The sequence below is a fragment of the Ancylobacter polymorphus genome (assembly GCF_030813495.1).
In the GTDB taxonomy this organism is placed as follows: Bacteria; Pseudomonadota; Alphaproteobacteria; order Rhizobiales; family Xanthobacteraceae; genus Ancylobacter; species Ancylobacter polymorphus.
Genome location: NZ_JAUSUI010000009.1, coordinates 159957 through 176132, shown reverse-complemented (window position 1 = coordinate 176132; position 16176 = coordinate 159957). Strand labels below are relative to the sequence as shown.

The 16176-nt window shown below is 68.1% G+C and carries 16 protein-coding genes and 1 tRNA gene; 10 read left to right on the top strand and 7 right to left on the bottom strand.

The window, feature by feature from the left end; genetic code table 11:
- Window position 1: 1 nt before the first annotated feature.
- The 5 genes from trbL to J2S75_RS19230 are packed head-to-tail and all read left to right on the top strand — an operon-like array spanning window position 2 to window position 4350.
- A complete protein-coding gene (gene trbL, locus J2S75_RS19250) occupies window positions 2-1231 on the top strand; it encodes a P-type conjugative transfer protein TrbL (RefSeq protein WP_307022308.1) in 1230 nt (409 codons plus the stop codon).
- The gene (gene trbF / locus J2S75_RS19245; RefSeq protein ID WP_307022306.1) at window positions 1228-1917 is read left to right on the top strand and encodes a conjugal transfer protein TrbF; all 690 of its coding nucleotides are present in this window, start codon (window positions 1228-1230) and stop codon (window positions 1915-1917) included. Before trbL ends, trbF begins: the two co-directional genes overlap by 4 nt.
- On the top strand, window positions 1914-2897 hold the full coding sequence (gene trbG, locus J2S75_RS19240) for a P-type conjugative transfer protein TrbG (protein ID WP_307022304.1): 984 nt from the start codon (window positions 1914-1916) through the stop codon (window positions 2895-2897). The genes trbF and trbG overlap by 4 nt, the downstream gene beginning before the upstream one ends.
- On the top strand, window positions 2894-4075 hold the full coding sequence (locus J2S75_RS19235; protein ID WP_307022302.1) for a TraB/TrbI/VirB10 family type IV secretion system protein: 1182 nt from the start codon (window positions 2894-2896) through the stop codon (window positions 4073-4075). The genes trbG and J2S75_RS19235 overlap by 4 nt, the downstream gene beginning before the upstream one ends.
- Window positions 4076-4077: 2 nt before the next feature.
- Window positions 4078-4350 (top strand): DUF2274 domain-containing protein, encoded by a 273-nt coding sequence (locus J2S75_RS19230; protein ID WP_307022300.1) that lies wholly within the window; start codon window positions 4078-4080, stop codon window positions 4348-4350.
- A 383-nt stretch (window positions 4351-4733) separates the two neighbouring features.
- On the opposite strand, the gene J2S75_RS19225 is transcribed toward J2S75_RS19230, so the two are convergent.
- The 3 genes from J2S75_RS19225 to J2S75_RS19215 all read right to left on the bottom strand — a co-directional run bounded on the left by J2S75_RS19225 (window position 4734) and on the right by J2S75_RS19215 (window position 7968).
- A tRNA-Arg gene (locus tag J2S75_RS19225) sits at window positions 4734-4810 on the bottom strand.
- A gap of 184 nt (window positions 4811-4994) precedes the next feature.
- Window positions 4995-6299, bottom strand: coding sequence for a glycosyl hydrolase (locus tag J2S75_RS19220; RefSeq protein ID WP_307022298.1), 1305 nt, complete (start codon window positions 6297-6299; stop codon window positions 4995-4997).
- A 76-nt stretch (window positions 6300-6375) separates the two neighbouring features.
- Window positions 6376-7968: a sensor histidine kinase gene (locus J2S75_RS19215; RefSeq protein ID WP_307022297.1), complete on the bottom strand. Its 1593-nt coding sequence runs from the start codon at window positions 7966-7968 to the stop codon at window positions 6376-6378.
- A gap of 420 nt (window positions 7969-8388) precedes the next feature.
- Here J2S75_RS19215 and rpmH point away from each other — a divergent pair, with 420 nt between their 5' ends.
- The 5 genes from rpmH to J2S75_RS19190 all read left to right on the top strand — a co-directional run bounded on the left by rpmH (window position 8389) and on the right by J2S75_RS19190 (window position 12688).
- The gene (gene rpmH, locus J2S75_RS19210) at window positions 8389-8523 is read left to right on the top strand and encodes a 50S ribosomal protein L34 (RefSeq protein WP_013165198.1); all 135 of its coding nucleotides are present in this window, start codon (window positions 8389-8391) and stop codon (window positions 8521-8523) included.
- Between the two features lie 65 nt (window positions 8524-8588).
- Window positions 8589-8990, top strand: coding sequence for a ribonuclease P protein component (rnpA, locus tag J2S75_RS19205; protein ID WP_244378506.1), 402 nt, complete (start codon window positions 8589-8591; stop codon window positions 8988-8990).
- Window positions 8987-10798, top strand: coding sequence for a membrane protein insertase YidC (yidC, locus tag J2S75_RS19200; protein WP_307022293.1), 1812 nt, complete (start codon window positions 8987-8989; stop codon window positions 10796-10798). Before rnpA ends, yidC begins: the two co-directional genes overlap by 4 nt.
- A 16-nt stretch (window positions 10799-10814) precedes the next feature.
- Window positions 10815-11489 (top strand): ribosome biogenesis GTP-binding protein YihA/YsxC, encoded by a 675-nt coding sequence (gene yihA, locus J2S75_RS19195; RefSeq protein ID WP_307022291.1) that lies wholly within the window; start codon window positions 10815-10817, stop codon window positions 11487-11489.
- 125 nt (window positions 11490-11614) lie between these two features.
- Entirely contained in the window at window positions 11615-12688 is a 1074-nt protein-coding gene (locus J2S75_RS19190; protein ID WP_307022289.1) for an NAD(P)-dependent alcohol dehydrogenase, read from the top strand.
- An 85-nt stretch (window positions 12689-12773) separates the two neighbouring features.
- Here J2S75_RS19190 and J2S75_RS19185 read toward each other — a convergent pair whose 3' ends face one another.
- From J2S75_RS19185 to rpoN, 4 genes are all read right to left on the bottom strand, one after another.
- The gene (locus J2S75_RS19185; RefSeq protein ID WP_307022287.1) at window positions 12774-13097 is read right to left on the bottom strand and encodes a helix-turn-helix domain-containing protein; all 324 of its coding nucleotides are present in this window, start codon (window positions 13095-13097) and stop codon (window positions 12774-12776) included.
- Between the two features lie 104 nt (window positions 13098-13201).
- A complete protein-coding gene (gene ptsN / locus J2S75_RS19180) occupies window positions 13202-13663 on the bottom strand; it encodes a PTS IIA-like nitrogen regulatory protein PtsN (protein ID WP_244378520.1) in 462 nt (153 codons plus the stop codon).
- Window positions 13664-13754: 91 nt separating this feature from the next.
- Window positions 13755-14360 carry a ribosome hibernation-promoting factor, HPF/YfiA family gene (gene hpf, locus J2S75_RS19175; protein ID WP_307022285.1) on the bottom strand — a complete coding sequence of 202 codons (606 nt, stop codon included), beginning with the start codon at window positions 14358-14360 and terminating at the stop codon, window positions 13755-13757.
- A 194-nt stretch (window positions 14361-14554) separates the two neighbouring features.
- Window positions 14555-16138: an RNA polymerase factor sigma-54 gene (gene rpoN / locus J2S75_RS19170; RefSeq protein WP_307022283.1), complete on the bottom strand. Its 1584-nt coding sequence runs from the start codon at window positions 16136-16138 to the stop codon at window positions 14555-14557.
- Window positions 16139-16176: the final 38 nt, after the last annotated feature.

Genomic DNA, 16176 nt, shown 5'->3' with positions numbered 1-16176 from the left:
GATGGGCGGCACCGGCGTCATCGACACTTTCCTCGGGGTCTTCACCTCCTATATCGACAGCGGCTTCGGCCTGCTTGGTGGCGAGGTCGCCTTCATCGCCACCACCCTTATCGTCATCGACGTGACGTTGGCGGCGCTGTTCTGGTCGTGGGGTGCGGATGACGACATCATCGCCCGGCTCATCAAGAAGACCCTGTTCATCGGCGTGTTCGCCTACATCATCGGCAACTGGAACACTCTCGCCCGCATCGTCTTCGAGAGCTTTGCCGGGCTAGGGCTGAAGGGCTCAGGAACAGCATTTTCCGTCAGCGATCTGATGCGTCCGGGCAAGTTGGCGCAGACCGGGCTCGATGCCGGTCGGCCGCTGCTCGACTCCATCTCCGATCTGATGGGCTGGGTCGCCTTCTTCGAGAACTTCATCCAGATCGCCTGCCTGCTGTTTGCCTGGGCGCTGGTGCTGCTCTCCTTCTTCATCCTCGCGGTCCAGCTCTTCGTCACCCTGATCGAGTTCAAGCTCACGACGCTCGCCGGCTTCGTGCTGATCCCCTTCGGCCTGTTCGGCAAGACCGCCTTCATGGCCGAACGGGTGCTCGGGAATGTCGTGTCCTCCGGCATCAAGGTCATGGTGCTCGCGGTCATCATCGGCATCGGCTCGACCCTGTTCGGTCAGTTCACCGCGGGCTTCGGTGGCCAGACGCCGACCATCGACGATGCGATGGCCATCGTGCTGGCTGCCCTTTCCCTGCTGGGTCTCGGCATTTTCGGTCCCGGCATTGCCGCCGGCCTTGTCTCCGGTGGTCCGCAGCTGAGCGCGGGGGCCGCCGTTGGCACCGGCCTCGCCGCCGGTGGCGCGCTGATGGCAGCGGGCGGTGCCGCCAGCCTCGCAGTCCGCGGCGGCGCGGCGGCGCTCTCCGCGACGGCGGCCGCGGCGCGGGGCGGTGCGACGGCCTACAGCATCGGCGCGGCAGGCCAGTCCGGCATGGCGGGTGTCGCCTCGGGACTGGGTGGCGTCGCGCGCGCGGCGGGCTCGGCCGCCGCTTCACCGCTCGCGAATGCTGTCAGCGGTACGGCCTCAGCCTCCTCCGCCGGCGAGGTGCCCGACTGGGCCAAGCGCATGAAGCGCAGCCAGTCGCTTCGCCACGGCGTCTCCGCCGCCGCCCATGCTGTGCGCTCCGGTGACAGCCATGCCGGCGGCTCTTCCGTCTCCCTCAGTGAGAACAACCGCTCATGAGCCTCTTCAAGCGACCTGCGACCCATTACGGCACCTCACCCGAGCCGGTCACGCCCTATCAGAAGGCAGCCCAGGTGTGGGACGAGCGCATCGGTTCGGCCCAGGTGCAGGCCAAGAACTGGCGGCTGATGGCCTTTGGCAGCCTATTCCTCTCGGCCGGCTTTGCATCAGTCCTGATCTGGCAGTCGACGCGGGGCACCGTCGTGCCCTGGGTGGTCGAGGTCGATCGCCTCGGCCAGACGCAGGCAATTGGCCCTGCCACCGGCGATTATCGTCCGACCGATCCGCAGATCGCCTGGCATCTCGCCCGTTTCATCGAGCAGGTGCGCAGTCTGCCGGCCGATCCCGTCATCGTGCGGCAGAACTGGCTTCGAGCCTATGAGTTCACCACCGATCGCGGCGCCGCCGCTCTGAACGACTATGCCCGCGCCAGCGATCCCTTCACGCGGGTGGGCAAGCAGCAGATCGCAATCGAGGTCTCCAGCGTGATCCGGGCCTCGCCGGATTCCTTCCGCGTCGCCTGGGTCGAGCGGCGCTATGAGAACGGCCAGCTCGCCGCCACCGAGCGCTGGAGCGCGATCCTGACCCTGGTGATCCAGCCACCGCGCGATGCCGAGCGCCTTCGCACCAATCCCCTCGGCATCTATGTCAACGCCATCAGCTGGTCGCGGGAGATGAGCCAGTGAACACGTCTTTCCGTAAACCCGCATCTCCGGTTTTCGGCCGATCCGCCTTTGCGGTTCTCCTGCTCTCAGCGACGATGCTGGGCGGTTGCGCCTCGGCTCCGAAGCCGCCGCAGATCAGCTATGATAGTGACGTGCCGGCCCTGCCTGCGGTGCCAGTCGTCGTCACCGATGAGCGGCCTCGTCCGCTCCACACGCCGCCCGCCTGGACGCCGGCCAAGGGCGGCACGGACGCCAAAACACCGGTTGCCCGCGTCGAGAACGCCAACGCGGCTGCGCGGGTCGAGCCGCGCCGCGAAGGCTACTACAACGCCATCCAGATCTACCCTTGGAGCGAGGGCGCGCTCTATCAGGTCTATGCTGCGCCCGGCCAGATCACCAACATCGCGCTGGAGCCGGGCGAGAGCCTGACCGGCAGTGGGCCGATCGCGGCGGGCGACACCGCCCGTTGGATCATCGGCGACACGGAGAGCGGCGAAGGGGTGAACCGGCGCGTGCATGTGCTGGTGAAACCGACGCGGGCGGACATCTCCACCAACCTCGTCATCACCACCGACCGCCGCAGTTACATGATCGAGCTACGCGCCGGCGAGAAGCCCTATATGCCGGCCGTCGCCTGGGCCTATCCGCAGGTTGCGGGAGCGCAGCGCCCCAGTGTTCCACCGACGCCGGTCATCCCCAGCTTCGCTGCCCGCAACTATCGCTACGCGCTCACCGGCGACACGCCGCCCTGGCGGCCGATGGCCGTCTATGACGATGGACGTAAGGTCTATGTCGAATTTCCGCGCGGCATCGTGCAGGGGGAGATGCCGCCGCTCTTCGTCATCGGCGCGGATGGGGAAGCGCAGATCGTCAACAGCCGTGTCCACCAGAATATCCTGATCGTCGACCGGCTGTTCGGTGCGGCCGAACTGCGCCTCGGCGGCGGCGAGCGTCCACAGAAGGTGCGGATCGAGCGGACGGACGGGAGGCCGGCATCATGAGCAGCCCCGACAATCATGACCTGGCGGCGGATCTTGCCGCCCCGGCCACAGATCACGCGGCGGCGATGCGGCTGCGTCCAGAGCCGCCGCGCGTTACGCGTCTCTCGCGCAAGGTGCTGGCTGGCGCCGGGTTGGTCGTCAGCCTCGGCATTGGTGGCGCGTTGATCTATGCGCTGCAGGGTCGCGACAGAGGAACCGGCGGCGAGGAACTCTACTCCACCCAGAACCGCTCAACTGCCGATGGCCTTGCCGGGCTGCCGCGGGATTACACTGGCCCGATTCTTGGTCCGCCGCTGCCCGGCGATCTCGGCCGGCCGATCCTTGAGGCACAGAACCGCGGCCAGCCCGTCGTGCCGCCGACAATGACGGCGCCACAGGTCGATCCCGAGCAGCAGCGGCGTCTCGCCGAACAGGAAGCCGCGCGGACGAGCCGCGTGTTCTTCCAGGCGGCGCAGGCGCGCGCGCCGGCGCCTTCGGCATCCGCAGCTTCCGGCTTCAGCGGCCCTGGCGCAGCGGGACCGGGTGGCGCCCCCTCGACCCAGGACCGCCAGCTTGCCTTCCTCAATGCCGCTGTCGATCGGCGCGTGGTCGCATCCGATCGCGTCATGGCACCGGCATCGCCTTATGTGCTGCAGGCTGGCGCCGTTATCCCGGCCGCGCTGATCACCGGCATCCGCTCCGACCTGCCGGGCCAGATCACCGCCCAGGTCACCGAGAACGTCTATGACAGCCCGACCGGCCGCATTCTGATCATCCCGCAGGGCACGCGGCTGCTCGGTCAGTACGACAATGGCGTCGGCTTCGGCCAGCGTCGCATCCTGCTGGTCTGGAACCGGCTGATCTTTCCCAATGGCCGCTCCATCGTGCTTGAGCGCCAGCCCGGCACCGATGCGCAGGGCTATGCCGGCCTCGAGGACGGCGTCGACATGCACTGGTGGGACCTCGCCAAGGCGATCGGCCTCTCAACTCTGCTCTCCGTAAGCGCCGAACTCGCCATGGATGACGAGGACGATCTGATCCAGGCGCTCCAAAGCGGGGCGCAGGACACCATCAATAATGCCGGCCAGGAGATCATCCGCCGGCAGTTGAACGTCGCCCCGACCCTGACCATCCGGCCCGGCTTCCCCGTGCGGGTCATGGTCACGCGAGATCTGGTGCTCGAACCCTACAGGTACTGACCATGGCAAAGCTGAAGCTCGGACCGATCACGAACGACAAGCCGGTGAAGGTGGCGCTCTCGCTACCCGGCGCGCTGCACCGTGATCTTGTCGCTTATGCGGAGGTGCTCGCGCGAGAAACCGGCCAGCCGGTCGATGATCCGGTGAAGCTCGTCGTGCCCATGCTGGAGCGCTTCATCGCCACTGATCGCGAGTTCGCCAAGGCGCGCCGCGAGGCTGGCGGCGCAGCAAGCATCAGCGCGTTGCAACCCACTCCTGGGTCATCTTCCGTGTGAGGCTAAGCAAGGCGCGCACCGCCGGATTGTCGTGCGAGCCGAATAGATCACGGAGAAAGATACGTCCGCGCCGACCGGCGAACGGGACACGGATTCCGAAGCCGATTCCCGCCCTCGACTGACGCCGCCGACCCGACGTGGCCAACGAAGCGGACGCCGCAAAGGCCTGCCGGCGTGGCGGCCGAATGGGGCGGCGGGGCGGGCAGCACTTCCGCGCAACCACGATGTTGATTTCGCTTTTTTCAGCTGCATCGGCTGGGTGGCGCTTCGCGCTGAAGCGAACAGCCGGCGGGAGAAACGTATCAGACCGCGAAAACCGTTTCAAAAACCGTTTCAGCTCAGGTCTTTGAAACGGCGAAATCCAGCTAAGTCTTTGAAAATAATGGCGCGCCCGAAGAGATTCGAACTCCTGACCCCCAGATTCGTAGTCTGGTGCTCTATCCAGCTGAGCTACGGGCGCCCGGCTTTCCGCCGGAGCGGGAAGCCTGTTCGCGGCCGGTGGACACCGAAGTGGTTGGCCAACCGCGAGGGCCCGTCTGCTACCCCGTTTGCGCGGGCATTGCAAGCGGCAGCGACGCGGAACGACACTATCCACAGGCAGAACGCTCCGCGCACGGCGGCTCAAGACCCCGGGAGGGCCCGCCTCACCGCACCTCGAACGGCATGTTGGCGGTGGCGCCGGCCCCCCTGCCGTCGCGCAATTCCACGAAGATCCGGTAATGACCGGGCGTGAGGCCGGAGACGCGAGCGCCGCTGGGTCCGCTCTGGCGCACCGCCTCGGGGAAGAGAGGCGGCACCCGTTCGGCATCGCCGCCAATGCCGCGATCGGCGCTTTCGGCCATGACGAACCAGCGCACCTCCATCAGGTCGCCATCGGGTTCGACGGCGTCGAGGGTGAAGGCGCCTTCCTCGTCCGCGCGCCAACGGGCGAAAGGGGCGCTCGGTTCGCCCGCCACCCGCAGCGCGGCGATGCGCGGCGCCTGATTTCCGCCCGGCGGCTGTCCGCCCCAGACCTGCGCCATGGCTTCCGCCGCCTCCAGCCAGACGCCATCGGGCAGCAGCAGGCTGTGCCAGCTCGGCGTCACTTCCTGCTTCTGGCCCCAGAGGAAAAGGATGGTGCCCACCCCCTGCTCGTCCAGCGCGGCGAGATAGCGGCGCAGCTGGATCGCCTTCTGGGTCGAGCTCGGCTCGAAGGGCGCGCCCCAGGGCGCATGCGCCGCCTGCCACTGGCCGAGCGCGCCCAGCTCGGTGATGATGATCGGCCCCTCCCAGCCCTGCTTGCGCGCCCGCTCGACCACGGAATAGAGGGCATCGCCATAGGAATTGAGGCCCAGCACCTTGAGGCTGGGGGCCAGGCGACGGAGCTTCTCCACCTTGTCGGTACCGGTTTCCGCCAGCACGGCGAGCGGAGGATGGGCGGGATCGACGCGGGCGACCATCGCGGCCACTTCCTCGATCACCGGCCACACTGCCGAATCATCGGCAAGGTCGACCTCCACCTCATTGCCGATGCCCCACATCAGCAAAGCGGGATGGTCGCGATACTTGGTCACCAGAGCCTCCAGCTCGCCGAGTTGGCGGGCGCGGAAGCCGGCGTCAGTATAATCGGCGCCCTGGCGCGGCTGGCCGACCCACAGGCCGGCAATCACTTTCAGCCCCAGCGTGCCGGCCGCGTCGAGCAGCGGGCCGGGATCCTCGCCATAGCTGCGTACGGTGGTGGCGCCGAGGCCGGGCAGCAGCGCCAGCGGCCCGTCGCCGGCGACGCCGCGCACGAGGAAGGGCTGGCCGTCGACGAGGATATTCCGCCCCTCCACCGTCACCTGCACCGGTTTCGCACCCGGCGTGCCGGGAATCACCGGCGTTGCGAGATTGGGCTGCGCCGGGGCGCCGGAACCCGCCATCAACGGCAGCGAGACGGCCAGTCCGGCGAGCACCGTCCGGCGACTCACGCCGCGTTGCAGGGAGTGAGGATGGCGTCGGTTCACATCGCGTCCTTTCGCAGAGTGGGGGCGCGCTCCCCCCGCCTCAGCCGAAGGCGCGCAGCGCCCGATGGGCGTCGAGATCGACCGGACGGTCGGGCACGCGCAATTGGAAGGTAGCGCCGATGGTGCCGGGGACCAGCTGCAGATCGCCGCCATGGGCCTGCATCAGCTCGGCGGCGATGGCGAGGCCGAGCCCGGTACCGCCGCGACTGACCGAGCCCTGGAACGCCTCGAACAGATGCGCCCGCGCCCGCTCCGGCACGCCGGGCCCGGTATCGGCGACCTCAATGATGACGATGGCGCCCTCACGCCGGCCGGTGATGCGAATCTGGTCGCGGGCGACATCGTTGGGCGCGCGGCCGCGCAGCGCTTCCACCGCATTGCGGCAGAGATTGAGCAGCACCCGGAACAGCTGGTCGGGGTCGGCATCGACCATGAGATCGCGATCGATCGATTCGACGAAGCCGATGCCGGTGCCGTCCTCGCCCGCGCCGAGGCCGAGCGTATCGCGCACTTCGGCCACCAGCGGGCCCAGCGCCACCATGCGCCGCTCCGGCGGCGGTTCCTGCGCCTTGCCATAGGCGAGCGTGTGCTCGCAATAGGCGATGGCGCGGTCCAACGCCGCTTCCAGCTTGGGGGCGAATCGCTGCACCGCCGGGTCGCGTATGTCGGCGAGGCGGTCGGAAATCAGCTGCACCGAGGACAGCAAATTGCGCAGGTCGTGATTGATCTTCGACACGGCAAGGCCAAGCGCGGCGAGATGATTCTTCTGCTGCAGCGTCTCGGCGATCTGCCGCTGCATGGTGGTGAGCTCGCGCTCGGCCTGGCCGATCTCGTCCATCCGCCGGTCGTCGTCGCGCTCCAGCACCGGCAGGGCCGGGTTGAGGCGGAAGGCGACCATGCGTTGGGTGAGCCGGCGCATCGGCCGCACGAACATCCAGGCGAGACCGAGATAGACCAGCGCGCCGGTGAGGGCGGCGATGACCAGCGACACCAGCAGCACATTGCCGGTAAAGCGCAGCATCGCCTTGCGCAGCGGCGTTTCGCTGATGACGATCTCGACGAAACCATCGCCGCGCGGCGGCGTGCCGACGGCGCGGATGATGCGCCCATCCGGCGCCAGCAGCGTGTCGAAGGCTTCGCGCACCGCCTGCACCGGCCCGATATCGCGCACATCCGCGTGGTGATCGACTTCCGGCGGCATGTCGGAGGAGGCGAGCAGCCGGCGCGTATCGTCGCGCTTGAGCGCCACGGTGATGGCGCCGACGCTGCGCAGCAGTTCCTGCGTCAGCTGCGGCGAGATCATGCCGTCGGGGGCGGCGTCGAGCACCAGCGCGGCCGTACGGGCGGAGGCCAGCCGGTCGGACAGCCAGTTGAGCCGGAAAGCCGCGACCGCCGGCACCAGAATCAGCACTTCCGCCAGCAGCACGAAGGCAAGGGTGAAGGCCAGCAGCTTGCCGGAAAGGCCGAGATGAAAGCCGCGGCGCGCATCCGATCCCGACGAGGCGCGGCCACCCGCGGCGCGAATCTCTCCCGCCCCGCCCGCGAGGCGCCGGCCTTCCGGCCGCGCGGCATCGCCCGCCGGTATGGCGGGCACGGCGACGCCATCGGTCCCGGCTTGCGAGTGCTTCGTCATGCCCAACAGTGCTCTTTCCGCCTTCACATCACGGTGTTCGATCCGCGAATGCGCTGCATCGGACGAAAGGATTACGGCACGGAAACGACGGCGGATCAGGAAAGCGCATCCCTTCCCCCTCCCCGGCTCCCCTGCCGCAACCGATCACATTCATGTAAGGTCGCGGGGCGCGGTTGCCAGAGGCGGCGCCGCCCGCTGGCCTGGAGCGGGCGTGTCGCGCGGCCCGTGGATTGGCGGGCTCCCGTGGCATTGGCGCATTGACTCGGGCCGGAGCGCCCCCTATAAGCCGCCCAACCCACGGCTGCCCGCCGTTGGAAGTCTCCTGCATCTGCGCTTCTTCGCCCCGGCTGGCTCCGTGGCGCGCCGGAAAGGGAAACATCCGGCGGAAGGGTGGCAGATCGAACAAGCGGAGAGAGAACCGTGAAGCGCACTTATCAACCGAGCAAGCTCGTGCGCGCCCGCCGGCACGGCTTCCGTGCGCGCATGGCGACCCGCAACGGCCGCAAGATCATCAATGCGCGCCGGGCCCATGGCCGCAAGCGTCTGTCGGCCTGACCGAGCTTTTCGACCCCACATGGCTGGGGCGCGCCCCTCTGTTGCCTGAGGATCGGCGCCCTACCATGGACCGGCTCGTCAAGCGCAAGGACTTCCTGGCCGCAGCGTCCGCGCTGCGGGCCAATTCCGGCCCGCTCCTGCTTCAGGGCCGCGATCGCGCCGACCAGGCGCCGGCCCGTATCGGGCTCACCGTTACCAAGAAGCACGGCAATGCCGTCGAACGAAACCGCATCCGCCGCCGCCTGCGCGCGGCGGTCCGCGACGCCTTGCCACGCGCTGGCCAGGACGGTTTCGACTATGTGATCGTTGCCCGGCGCGCCGCGCTCGGCACGCCGTTCAGTGCCCTTATCCACGACATAGAGCGGGGTATCGCCCGCCTTCACTCAGGAAGCCGGCGCCCGCCCAAGCCTGCGCGCGCCGATGCCGCGCAACGCCCGCCGCGCGCCGACGGAGAGCCCCTGCCATGACGTCCGAAAACCGCAACATGATCCTCGCCATCGTCATGTCGATGGCGGTGCTCATTGCCTGGCAGTTCTTCTCCGGCGTGCCGCAGATGGAGCAGCAGCGCCAGCAGGCCCAGCAGCAGGCGGCCCAGCAGGCCCCCGGCGCGGCCGGCTCACAGGCCCCTGCCCCCGGCACCGCCGCTCCCGCCCCGGCGGCGACGCCGCCGCGGGCGCTGAGCCGGGCGGAAGCGCTGGCGCGCTCGCCGCGCGTCGCCATCGAGACGCCGAGCGTCATCGGCTCGGTGGCGCTGAAGGGCGGCCGGATCGACGACCTGTCGCTCAAGGGCTATCACGAGACCGTCGACAACAGCAGCCCGATCATCGTGCTGCTCTCGCCCTCGGGCGGTCCGAACCCGTTCTATGCCGAATTCGGCTGGGTGCCGGGAGCCGGCTCCACCGTCGCGGTGCCCGCCGCCGACACGGTGTGGACCGCGCCGGAAGGCGCGCGCCTGACGCCGGAGACGCCGCTTGTCCTCACCTGGGACAATGGCGCCGGCCTCACCTTCCGCCGCACGCTGACCATCGACGCCAACTACATGTTCCATGTGCTGGACGAGGTTGACAACGCGACCGCCAATCCGGTGGCGCTGCATCCCTATGCGCTGGTCTCGCGCCACGGCACCCCGCACACGCTCGGCTACTACATCCTGCATGAAGGCCTGATCGGGGTGACCTCGGAAGGCGGCCTGCACGAGATCAAGTACAAGGACATCGCCGAGAAGAAGGCCGAGACCTTCCCCTCCGTCGGCGGCTGGCTCGGCATCACCGACAAGTACTGGGCCGCCACCGTCATTCCCGGCGCACAGGAAAAGGTGCAGGCGCGCTTCTCCGCCGCGCAGTCCGGCAACGACCTGACCTATCAGACCGACTTCCTCGGCGATGCCGTCACCGTGGCGCCCGGCGCCAAGGCGTCCACCGATGGCCGCCTGTTCGCCGGCGCGAAGGTGGTGCAGCTCGTCGACGGCTATCAGCAGCAGTACAGCATCGACCGCTTCGACCTGCTGATCGACTGGGGCTGGTTCTATTTCATCACCAAGCCGCTGTTCCTCGTCATCGACTGGATCTACCGCTTCGTCGGCAATTTCGGTGTCGCCATCCTCGTCGTCACCGTGCTGCTCAAGGCCATCTTCTTCCCGCTCGCCAATAAGAGCTATGCCTCGATGGCGAAGATGAAGGCGGTGCAGCCGGAGATTCAGGCCCTGCGCGAGCGCTATGGCGACGACCGTGTCAAGCTCCAGCAGGAGATGATGGAGATCTACAAGAAGGAGAAGATCAACCCGGTCGCGGGCTGCCTTCCGATCCTGATCCAGATCCCCGTCTTCTTCGCCCTCTACAAGGTGCTGTTCGTCACCATCGAAATGCGGCACGCGCCGTTCTTCGGCTGGATTCGCGACCTCTCGGCGCCCGACCCGACGACCATCTTCAACCTGTTCGGCCTCATCCCCTGGGATCCGGGCTCGGTTCCCGTCATCGGCCACTTCCTCATGCTCGGCATCTGGCCGATCATCATGGGCTGCACGATGTGGGCGCAGATGAAGCTCAACCCGGCCCCGCCGGACCCGACGCAGAAGATGATCTTCGACTGGATGCCGCTGGTCTTCACCTTCATGCTGGCCTCCTTCGCCTCCGGTCTCGTCATCTACTGGGCGTGGAACAACACCCTGTCGGTGATCCAGCAGTCGATCATCATGCGCAAGAACGGCGTGAAGATCGAATTGTGGGACAATGTGAAGAGCACCTTCGTCCGCAAGAAGAAGCCCAAGGCCGGCTGAGGAAGGCGCACACACCATGGAACAGGCCGACGACACGTCCGCCGCGTCGGCCTTCACGCCCGACGAGATCGAAGCCGGGCGACGCCTCTTCGCCGGCGAGTGGACCTTCCTCTCCGCGGCGCCGACCATCGCCACCCTGCCGCCCATGCGCACAATCGAAATCGCGCTGGCCGGCCGCTCCAATGTCGGCAAGTCGAGCCTCGTCAACGCGCTGACCGGGCGCAAGGCGCTGGCCCGCACCTCGGTGACGCCGGGCCGCACGCAGGAGCTGATCTTCTTCGGTCTCGGCCCGGACCTCACCCTGGTCGACATGCCCGGCTATGGCTTCGCCAAGGCGCCGAAGGACAAGGTCGACGCCTGGACGGCCACCGTCCACGCTTACTTGCGCGGGCGCGCCAATCTCGCCCGCGTCTTCGTGCTGATCGATTCCCGCCATGGGCTAAAGCCGATCGACCGCGATGTGCTGGACGGGCTCGACAAGGCGGCCGTCTCCTATGCCGTCGTGCTGACCAAGGCCGACCAGCTGAAGCCGGCGGAACTCGCCCAGCGCGTCGAGGAAACGCAGGCAGGTCTCGCCCGGCGCCCGGCCGCCTTCCCGCTCGTCTTCCCCACCTCCAGCCGCGACGGCAGCGGCATTGGCGAGCTGCGCGCGGCGGTGATCCGGCTGATGGCCGAGCGCGGCGTGCGCTGAGGCATCTTCCTGCGGGTTGACGCGTTAACGCCCCAGCAGGGTTTGATCGCCGGCTTTTGACCCCTGTCATGGCCGCACCCTGTCGGGCGCGCGAGTGTCGCGCGCGTCAACCGCAGGAGTTTGCGATGCCCAAGATGAAAGCCGCCATCTTCGTCGAACCCGGCCGAATCGTTCTCGACGAGAAGCCGATTCCCGATGTCGGGCCGCTCGACGCGCTGGTGCGCGTCACCACCACCACCATCTGCGGCACCGATGTGCACATCCTCAAGGGCGAGTATCCCGTCGCCAAGGGGCTCACCATCGGCCATGAGCCGGTGGGCGTGATCGAGAAGCTCGGCTCGGCCGTGACCGGCTACAGCGAAGGCCAGCGCGTCATTGCCGGCGCCATCACCCCCTCAGGCCATTCCTATGCCTGCCTGTGCGGCTGCGGCTCGCAGGACGGTCCCGGCATGAAGCACGGCTTCAAGCCCATGGGCGGCTGGAAATTCGGCAACACCATTGACGGCACCCAGGCGGAATATGTGCTGGTGCCCGACGCCCTCGCCAATCTCGCCCCGGTGCCGGAGGCGCTGACCGACGAAGAAGTTCTGATGTGCCCGGACATCATGTCCACCGGCTTCTCCGGCGCGGAAAGCGGCGCGGTGCAGATCGGTGACATCGTCGCGGTCTTCGCGCTCGGTCCCATCGGCCTGTGCGCCGTCGCCGGCGCCAAGCTGAAGGGCGCCACCCGCATCATCGGCGTCGATACCGTGCCGGAGCGTCTCGCTATCGCCCGCCAGCTCGGCTGCAGCGACGTGGTCGACTTCAAGCAGGGCGACGTGGTTGAGCAGATTCTGGCGCTGACCGACGGGCGCGGCGTCGATGTCGCCATCGAGGCGCTGGGCACCCAGCACACATTCGAAAGCGCGCTGAAAGTGCTGCGCCCCGGCGGGACGCTCTCCTCGCTCGGCGTTTATTCCACCGATCTCAAGATCCCGCTCGGCGCCTTCTCCGCCGGCCTCGGTGACAACAAGATCGTCACCACGCTCTGCCCCGGCGGCAAGGAGCGCATGCGCCGGCTGATCGACGTCATCGCCTCCGGCCGGGTGGACCTGAAGCCGCTGGTCACGCATCGCTTCAAGCTGGACGACATCGAGGCCGCCTACGACCTGTTCTCGCATCAGCGTGACGGGGTCCTGAAGGTCGCGATCACGCCGTAAAGCAACGGCCCCCGCCGTCCCTGCGGCGCGCTGCGAACGCTCCCGGAACGGCCTTCAGAGCCGTCCGGGAGGACGCGTGGCTTCTTCAGCCATCATTGGCAGAGCTGAGCCGATCGGTGGGGATATAGCCGCCCTGCTGGCGGATGCGCAGGCCGGCGCCACCGCCGCTGCTGGCCTGGCCGGGGGCGAGCAGCTCCACGCCGCCCTCTTCCAGCGCGCGCAGCACGCGCTCGGCCTCCGAGGGGTCAAAATCGTCGACCGCCTCGCCGCCGCGCTCGAACCGCTCCAGCCACTCCGCCGTCACCCGCGCCTTCGCGGCCAGTTCCGCGGCGCTCCAGCCCAGAAGGGCGCGCGCGGCCCTGCACTGGCCGGCGGAAAGGGCGAGGCTGGCGGGAAGAGTCTCGGGCATGGCGGGCCTCCTGAACGAACGGGGTCTGACCCTGATGAGCTAGGGCGGCGGGCATTGATGTCACCCGCCCCAGCCGACACCGCGCGGGTGCCGCCGGAGCGGCGTCACACCGCGTCGGCCGGTGCGCCGGTGAGCAGGGCGTGGATCGCCTGCGCGTCGCGGCACTGGCGCAGCTTGCGCGCGACCTCGGGGTCGCGCAGCAGCCGCGCCACCCGCGCCAGCGCCTTGAGATGATCGGCTCCCGCCGATTCCGGGGCCAGCAGCAGGAAGATGAGGTCGACCGGCTCGCCATCGAGCGATTCGAAGTCGATCGGCCGCTCCAGCCGCGCGAACATGCCGAACAGCCGGTCCATCTTCGCCAGCTTGCCGTGCGGGATGGCGATGCCATTGCCGACTCCGGTGGAGCCGAGGCGCTCGCGCTGGTTCAGCGTTTCGAAAATCTCGCGCTCGTCCCGCTTCAGCAGCGTCGCCGCATGGGCGGAAAGCTCCTGCAGGGCCTGTTTCTTGCTGCCGACCTTGAGGGTCGGAAACACCGCGGACGGTGACAGAATGTCGATCAGAGCCATGAAACGATCCGCGGCGTGGCGATCCGGGTCGGGGCGAGACGAAGCGCGCGAACCGCCGCAGCGGCCGCGCGCTTCCCATGAGGTCGGGGGATCAATGGACGTCTTCCGCCTGGGCGCTGGCCGGCGGATCCACCCAGCCGACATGCCCGTCTCCGCGTCGGTAGACGACGTTGATACGGCCGTGACCGGCATGGCGGAACACCAGGGCGGTGGCGCCGGTGAAGTCGAGTTCGAGAACCGCGTTGCTCACCGAGAGACGGGGCAGCGTCGCGGTCGCCTCGGCCACCACGGTCGGGCACCAGCCTTCCGCCGGCTCGGCGTCCTCATGGTCGGGGGCGGAGAACACGGTGAGCGGCACGGTTTCGCCGGAAGCGGCGGGCTCGGCGGCATTCTCGCCATTGGCGAGGCGGCGCTTGACCCGGCTCTTGTAGCGGCGGAGCCGCGTCTCGATCCGCTCCACAGCGGCATCGGCGCTGGCATAGGGGTCCTGCGCATCGGCATGGGCCTGCAGCACTGTCCCGCTGTCGAGATGCAGCGCGCAATCCGCGCGATAACCGGACCCCTCGCGGGCGACCGTGACATGGCCGGACCAGCCACCGTCGAAGTACTTGTCCATCGCCCCGGCGACGCGATCGGAAACGCGCTGCCTGAGAGCCTCGCCTACGTCGAGATTTTTTCCTGAAACCCGCAGCGGCATCGTGACTCGTCCTTCTGCTGGGGCGGGTCGGGAAGCGTTCGCGAAACCGCCCCTCGCCCTGCCCGAACTCCCTAACATGCCCGGCCGGTGCCACTAAGAGGTATGAGCCGGAAAGGAAAGTGTCAACGAGAAGCGGTGGACAGCGTGTGTGAAGCTTGTGTGAAGCCGCCCCGCACGCCCCGGCACCGCCCTTCTCAGCCCCCGGCCACCGCCGCCTGCTTCTCGCGCCGGCGCTGAACCGAGGAGGGAATACGCATGGCTTCACGGTATTTTGCCACCGTGCGACGGGCAATGTCGATGCCGGCCTCGCGCAGGCGCTGCACCAGCGTGTCGTCGGAAAGCACGTCGTCCGGGCTCTCCGCCTCGATCATCTGCTTGATGCGGAAGCGCACCGATTCCGCCGAATGCGCCTCGCCGCCGTCGGAAGATGAAATAGAGGACGAGAAGAAGTACTTCATCTCGAAGATTCCACGCGGCGTCGCCATGTATTTGTTGGAGGTGACGCGCGAGACCGTGGATTCGTGCATGCCGATGGCATCGGCCACCATGCGCAGGTTCAGCGGGCGCAGATGCTGGACGCCGAGGGTGAGGAACGCATCCTGCTGCCGGACGATCTCGGTCGCCACCTTGAGAATGGTGCGGGCGCGCTGGTCGAGCGAGCGGGTGAGCCAGGTCGCCGTCTGCATGCAGTCGGAGAGAAAGGCCTTTTCGCGCTCATTGCGGGTGATCTTCTGCACCCGGGAATAATAGGCCTGGTTGACCAGCACCCGTGGCAGGGTCTCGGAATTGAGCTCCACCAGCCAGTTGTCGGCACTGCCGCGCACAAACACGTCGGGCACCACCGGCTGGAGAATGCCGGAACCGAAGGCGAGGCCGGGCTTGGGGTTCAGCCGGCGAATCTCGCCGACCATCTCGGCAAGGTCCTCGTCATCGACGCCGCAGACCCGCTTCAGCGTGTTGAATTCGCGCCGGGCCAGCAATTCGAGATGGGCGAGCAGCGCCGCCATGCAGGGATCGTAGCGGTTGCGCTCGCGCAGCTGGATGGCAAGGCATTCGGCCAGCGATCGCGCGCCAATGCCCGGCGGGTCGAAGGCCTGGATCACCGCCAGCACCTTCTCCACCGCCGCGAGCGGCGCGCCGAGCCGCTCGGCTACGCTGGCGAGGTCGGCGGTGAGATAGCCGGCCTCGTCAATCAGATCGATGAGGTTATGGCCGATGAGGCGCTCGACCGGGCTGCTGACCGCCAGCACCAGCTGGGCTTCGAGATGGTCGGCGAGCGAGGTCTCGGCCGAAACGAAGGCTTCGAGATTATAGCCCTCGCCATCCGCCCCGCCGCCGCCCGCGCCGGTCCATTCTGAATAGGCCGGGCCTTCGCCGCTCGGCATGGGCGCCGCCGGCTCGCGGCCATTATCGTCGGGGAAGACGTTCTCCATGCCGGTATCGAGCCGATCCTCGATGGCGCTGCGGCTCGTCTCCAGCCGCTCCTCCAGCCAGTCGGAGACGCGCTCCTCGCGCTCATGCACCTGATCGGCCCGGGGATCGAGATCGGCGTCGCTGGTGCGCTCGCGCACCGCCCCGGCGTCCGCCTCGCCCTCACCGGCGCGCTCGCCCTCCGGCTCGACCTGGCGTTCCAGCAGCGGGTTGCGCTCCAGCTCCGCCTCGACATAGGCCACGAGGTCGAGATTGGAGAGCTGCAGCAGCTTGATCGCCTGCATGAGCTGCGGCGTCATCACCAGCGACTGGGTCTGACGAAACTCGAGACGCGGACCTAGCGACATGGCGCGCACTCTCCACGGGCGGCGGCAAGGGCGATGGG

Coding starts and splice junctions, on each gene's coding strand:
- ptsN (WP_244378520.1), bottom strand. CDS start 13,663: ATGGCTCTGATCGACATTCTGTCACCGTCCGCGGTGTTTCCGACCCTC.
- J2S75_RS19215 (WP_307022297.1), bottom strand. CDS start 7,968: ATGACGAAGCACTCGCAAGCCGGGACCGATGGCGTCGCCGTGCCCGCC.
- rnpA (WP_244378506.1), top strand. CDS start 8,589: ATGGACCGGCTCGTCAAGCGCAAGGACTTCCTGGCCGCAGCGTCCGCG.
- J2S75_RS19235 (WP_307022302.1), top strand. CDS start 2,894: ATGAGCAGCCCCGACAATCATGACCTGGCGGCGGATCTTGCCGCCCCG.
- trbL (WP_307022308.1), top strand. CDS start 2: ATGGGCGGCACCGGCGTCATCGACACTTTCCTCGGGGTCTTCACCTCC.
- J2S75_RS19190 (WP_307022289.1), top strand. CDS start 11,615: ATGCCCAAGATGAAAGCCGCCATCTTCGTCGAACCCGGCCGAATCGTT.
- yihA (WP_307022291.1), top strand. CDS start 10,815: ATGGAACAGGCCGACGACACGTCCGCCGCGTCGGCCTTCACGCCCGAC.
- hpf (WP_307022285.1), bottom strand. CDS start 14,360: ATGCCGCTGCGGGTTTCAGGAAAAAATCTCGACGTAGGCGAGGCTCTC.
- J2S75_RS19230 (WP_307022300.1), top strand. CDS start 4,078: ATGGCAAAGCTGAAGCTCGGACCGATCACGAACGACAAGCCGGTGAAG.
- J2S75_RS19185 (WP_307022287.1), bottom strand. CDS start 13,097: ATGCCCGAGACTCTTCCCGCCAGCCTCGCCCTTTCCGCCGGCCAGTGC.
- trbF (WP_307022306.1), top strand. CDS start 1,228: ATGAGCCTCTTCAAGCGACCTGCGACCCATTACGGCACCTCACCCGAG.
- rpoN (WP_307022283.1), bottom strand. CDS start 16,138: ATGTCGCTAGGTCCGCGTCTCGAGTTTCGTCAGACCCAGTCGCTGGTG.
- yidC (WP_307022293.1), top strand. CDS start 8,987: ATGACGTCCGAAAACCGCAACATGATCCTCGCCATCGTCATGTCGATG.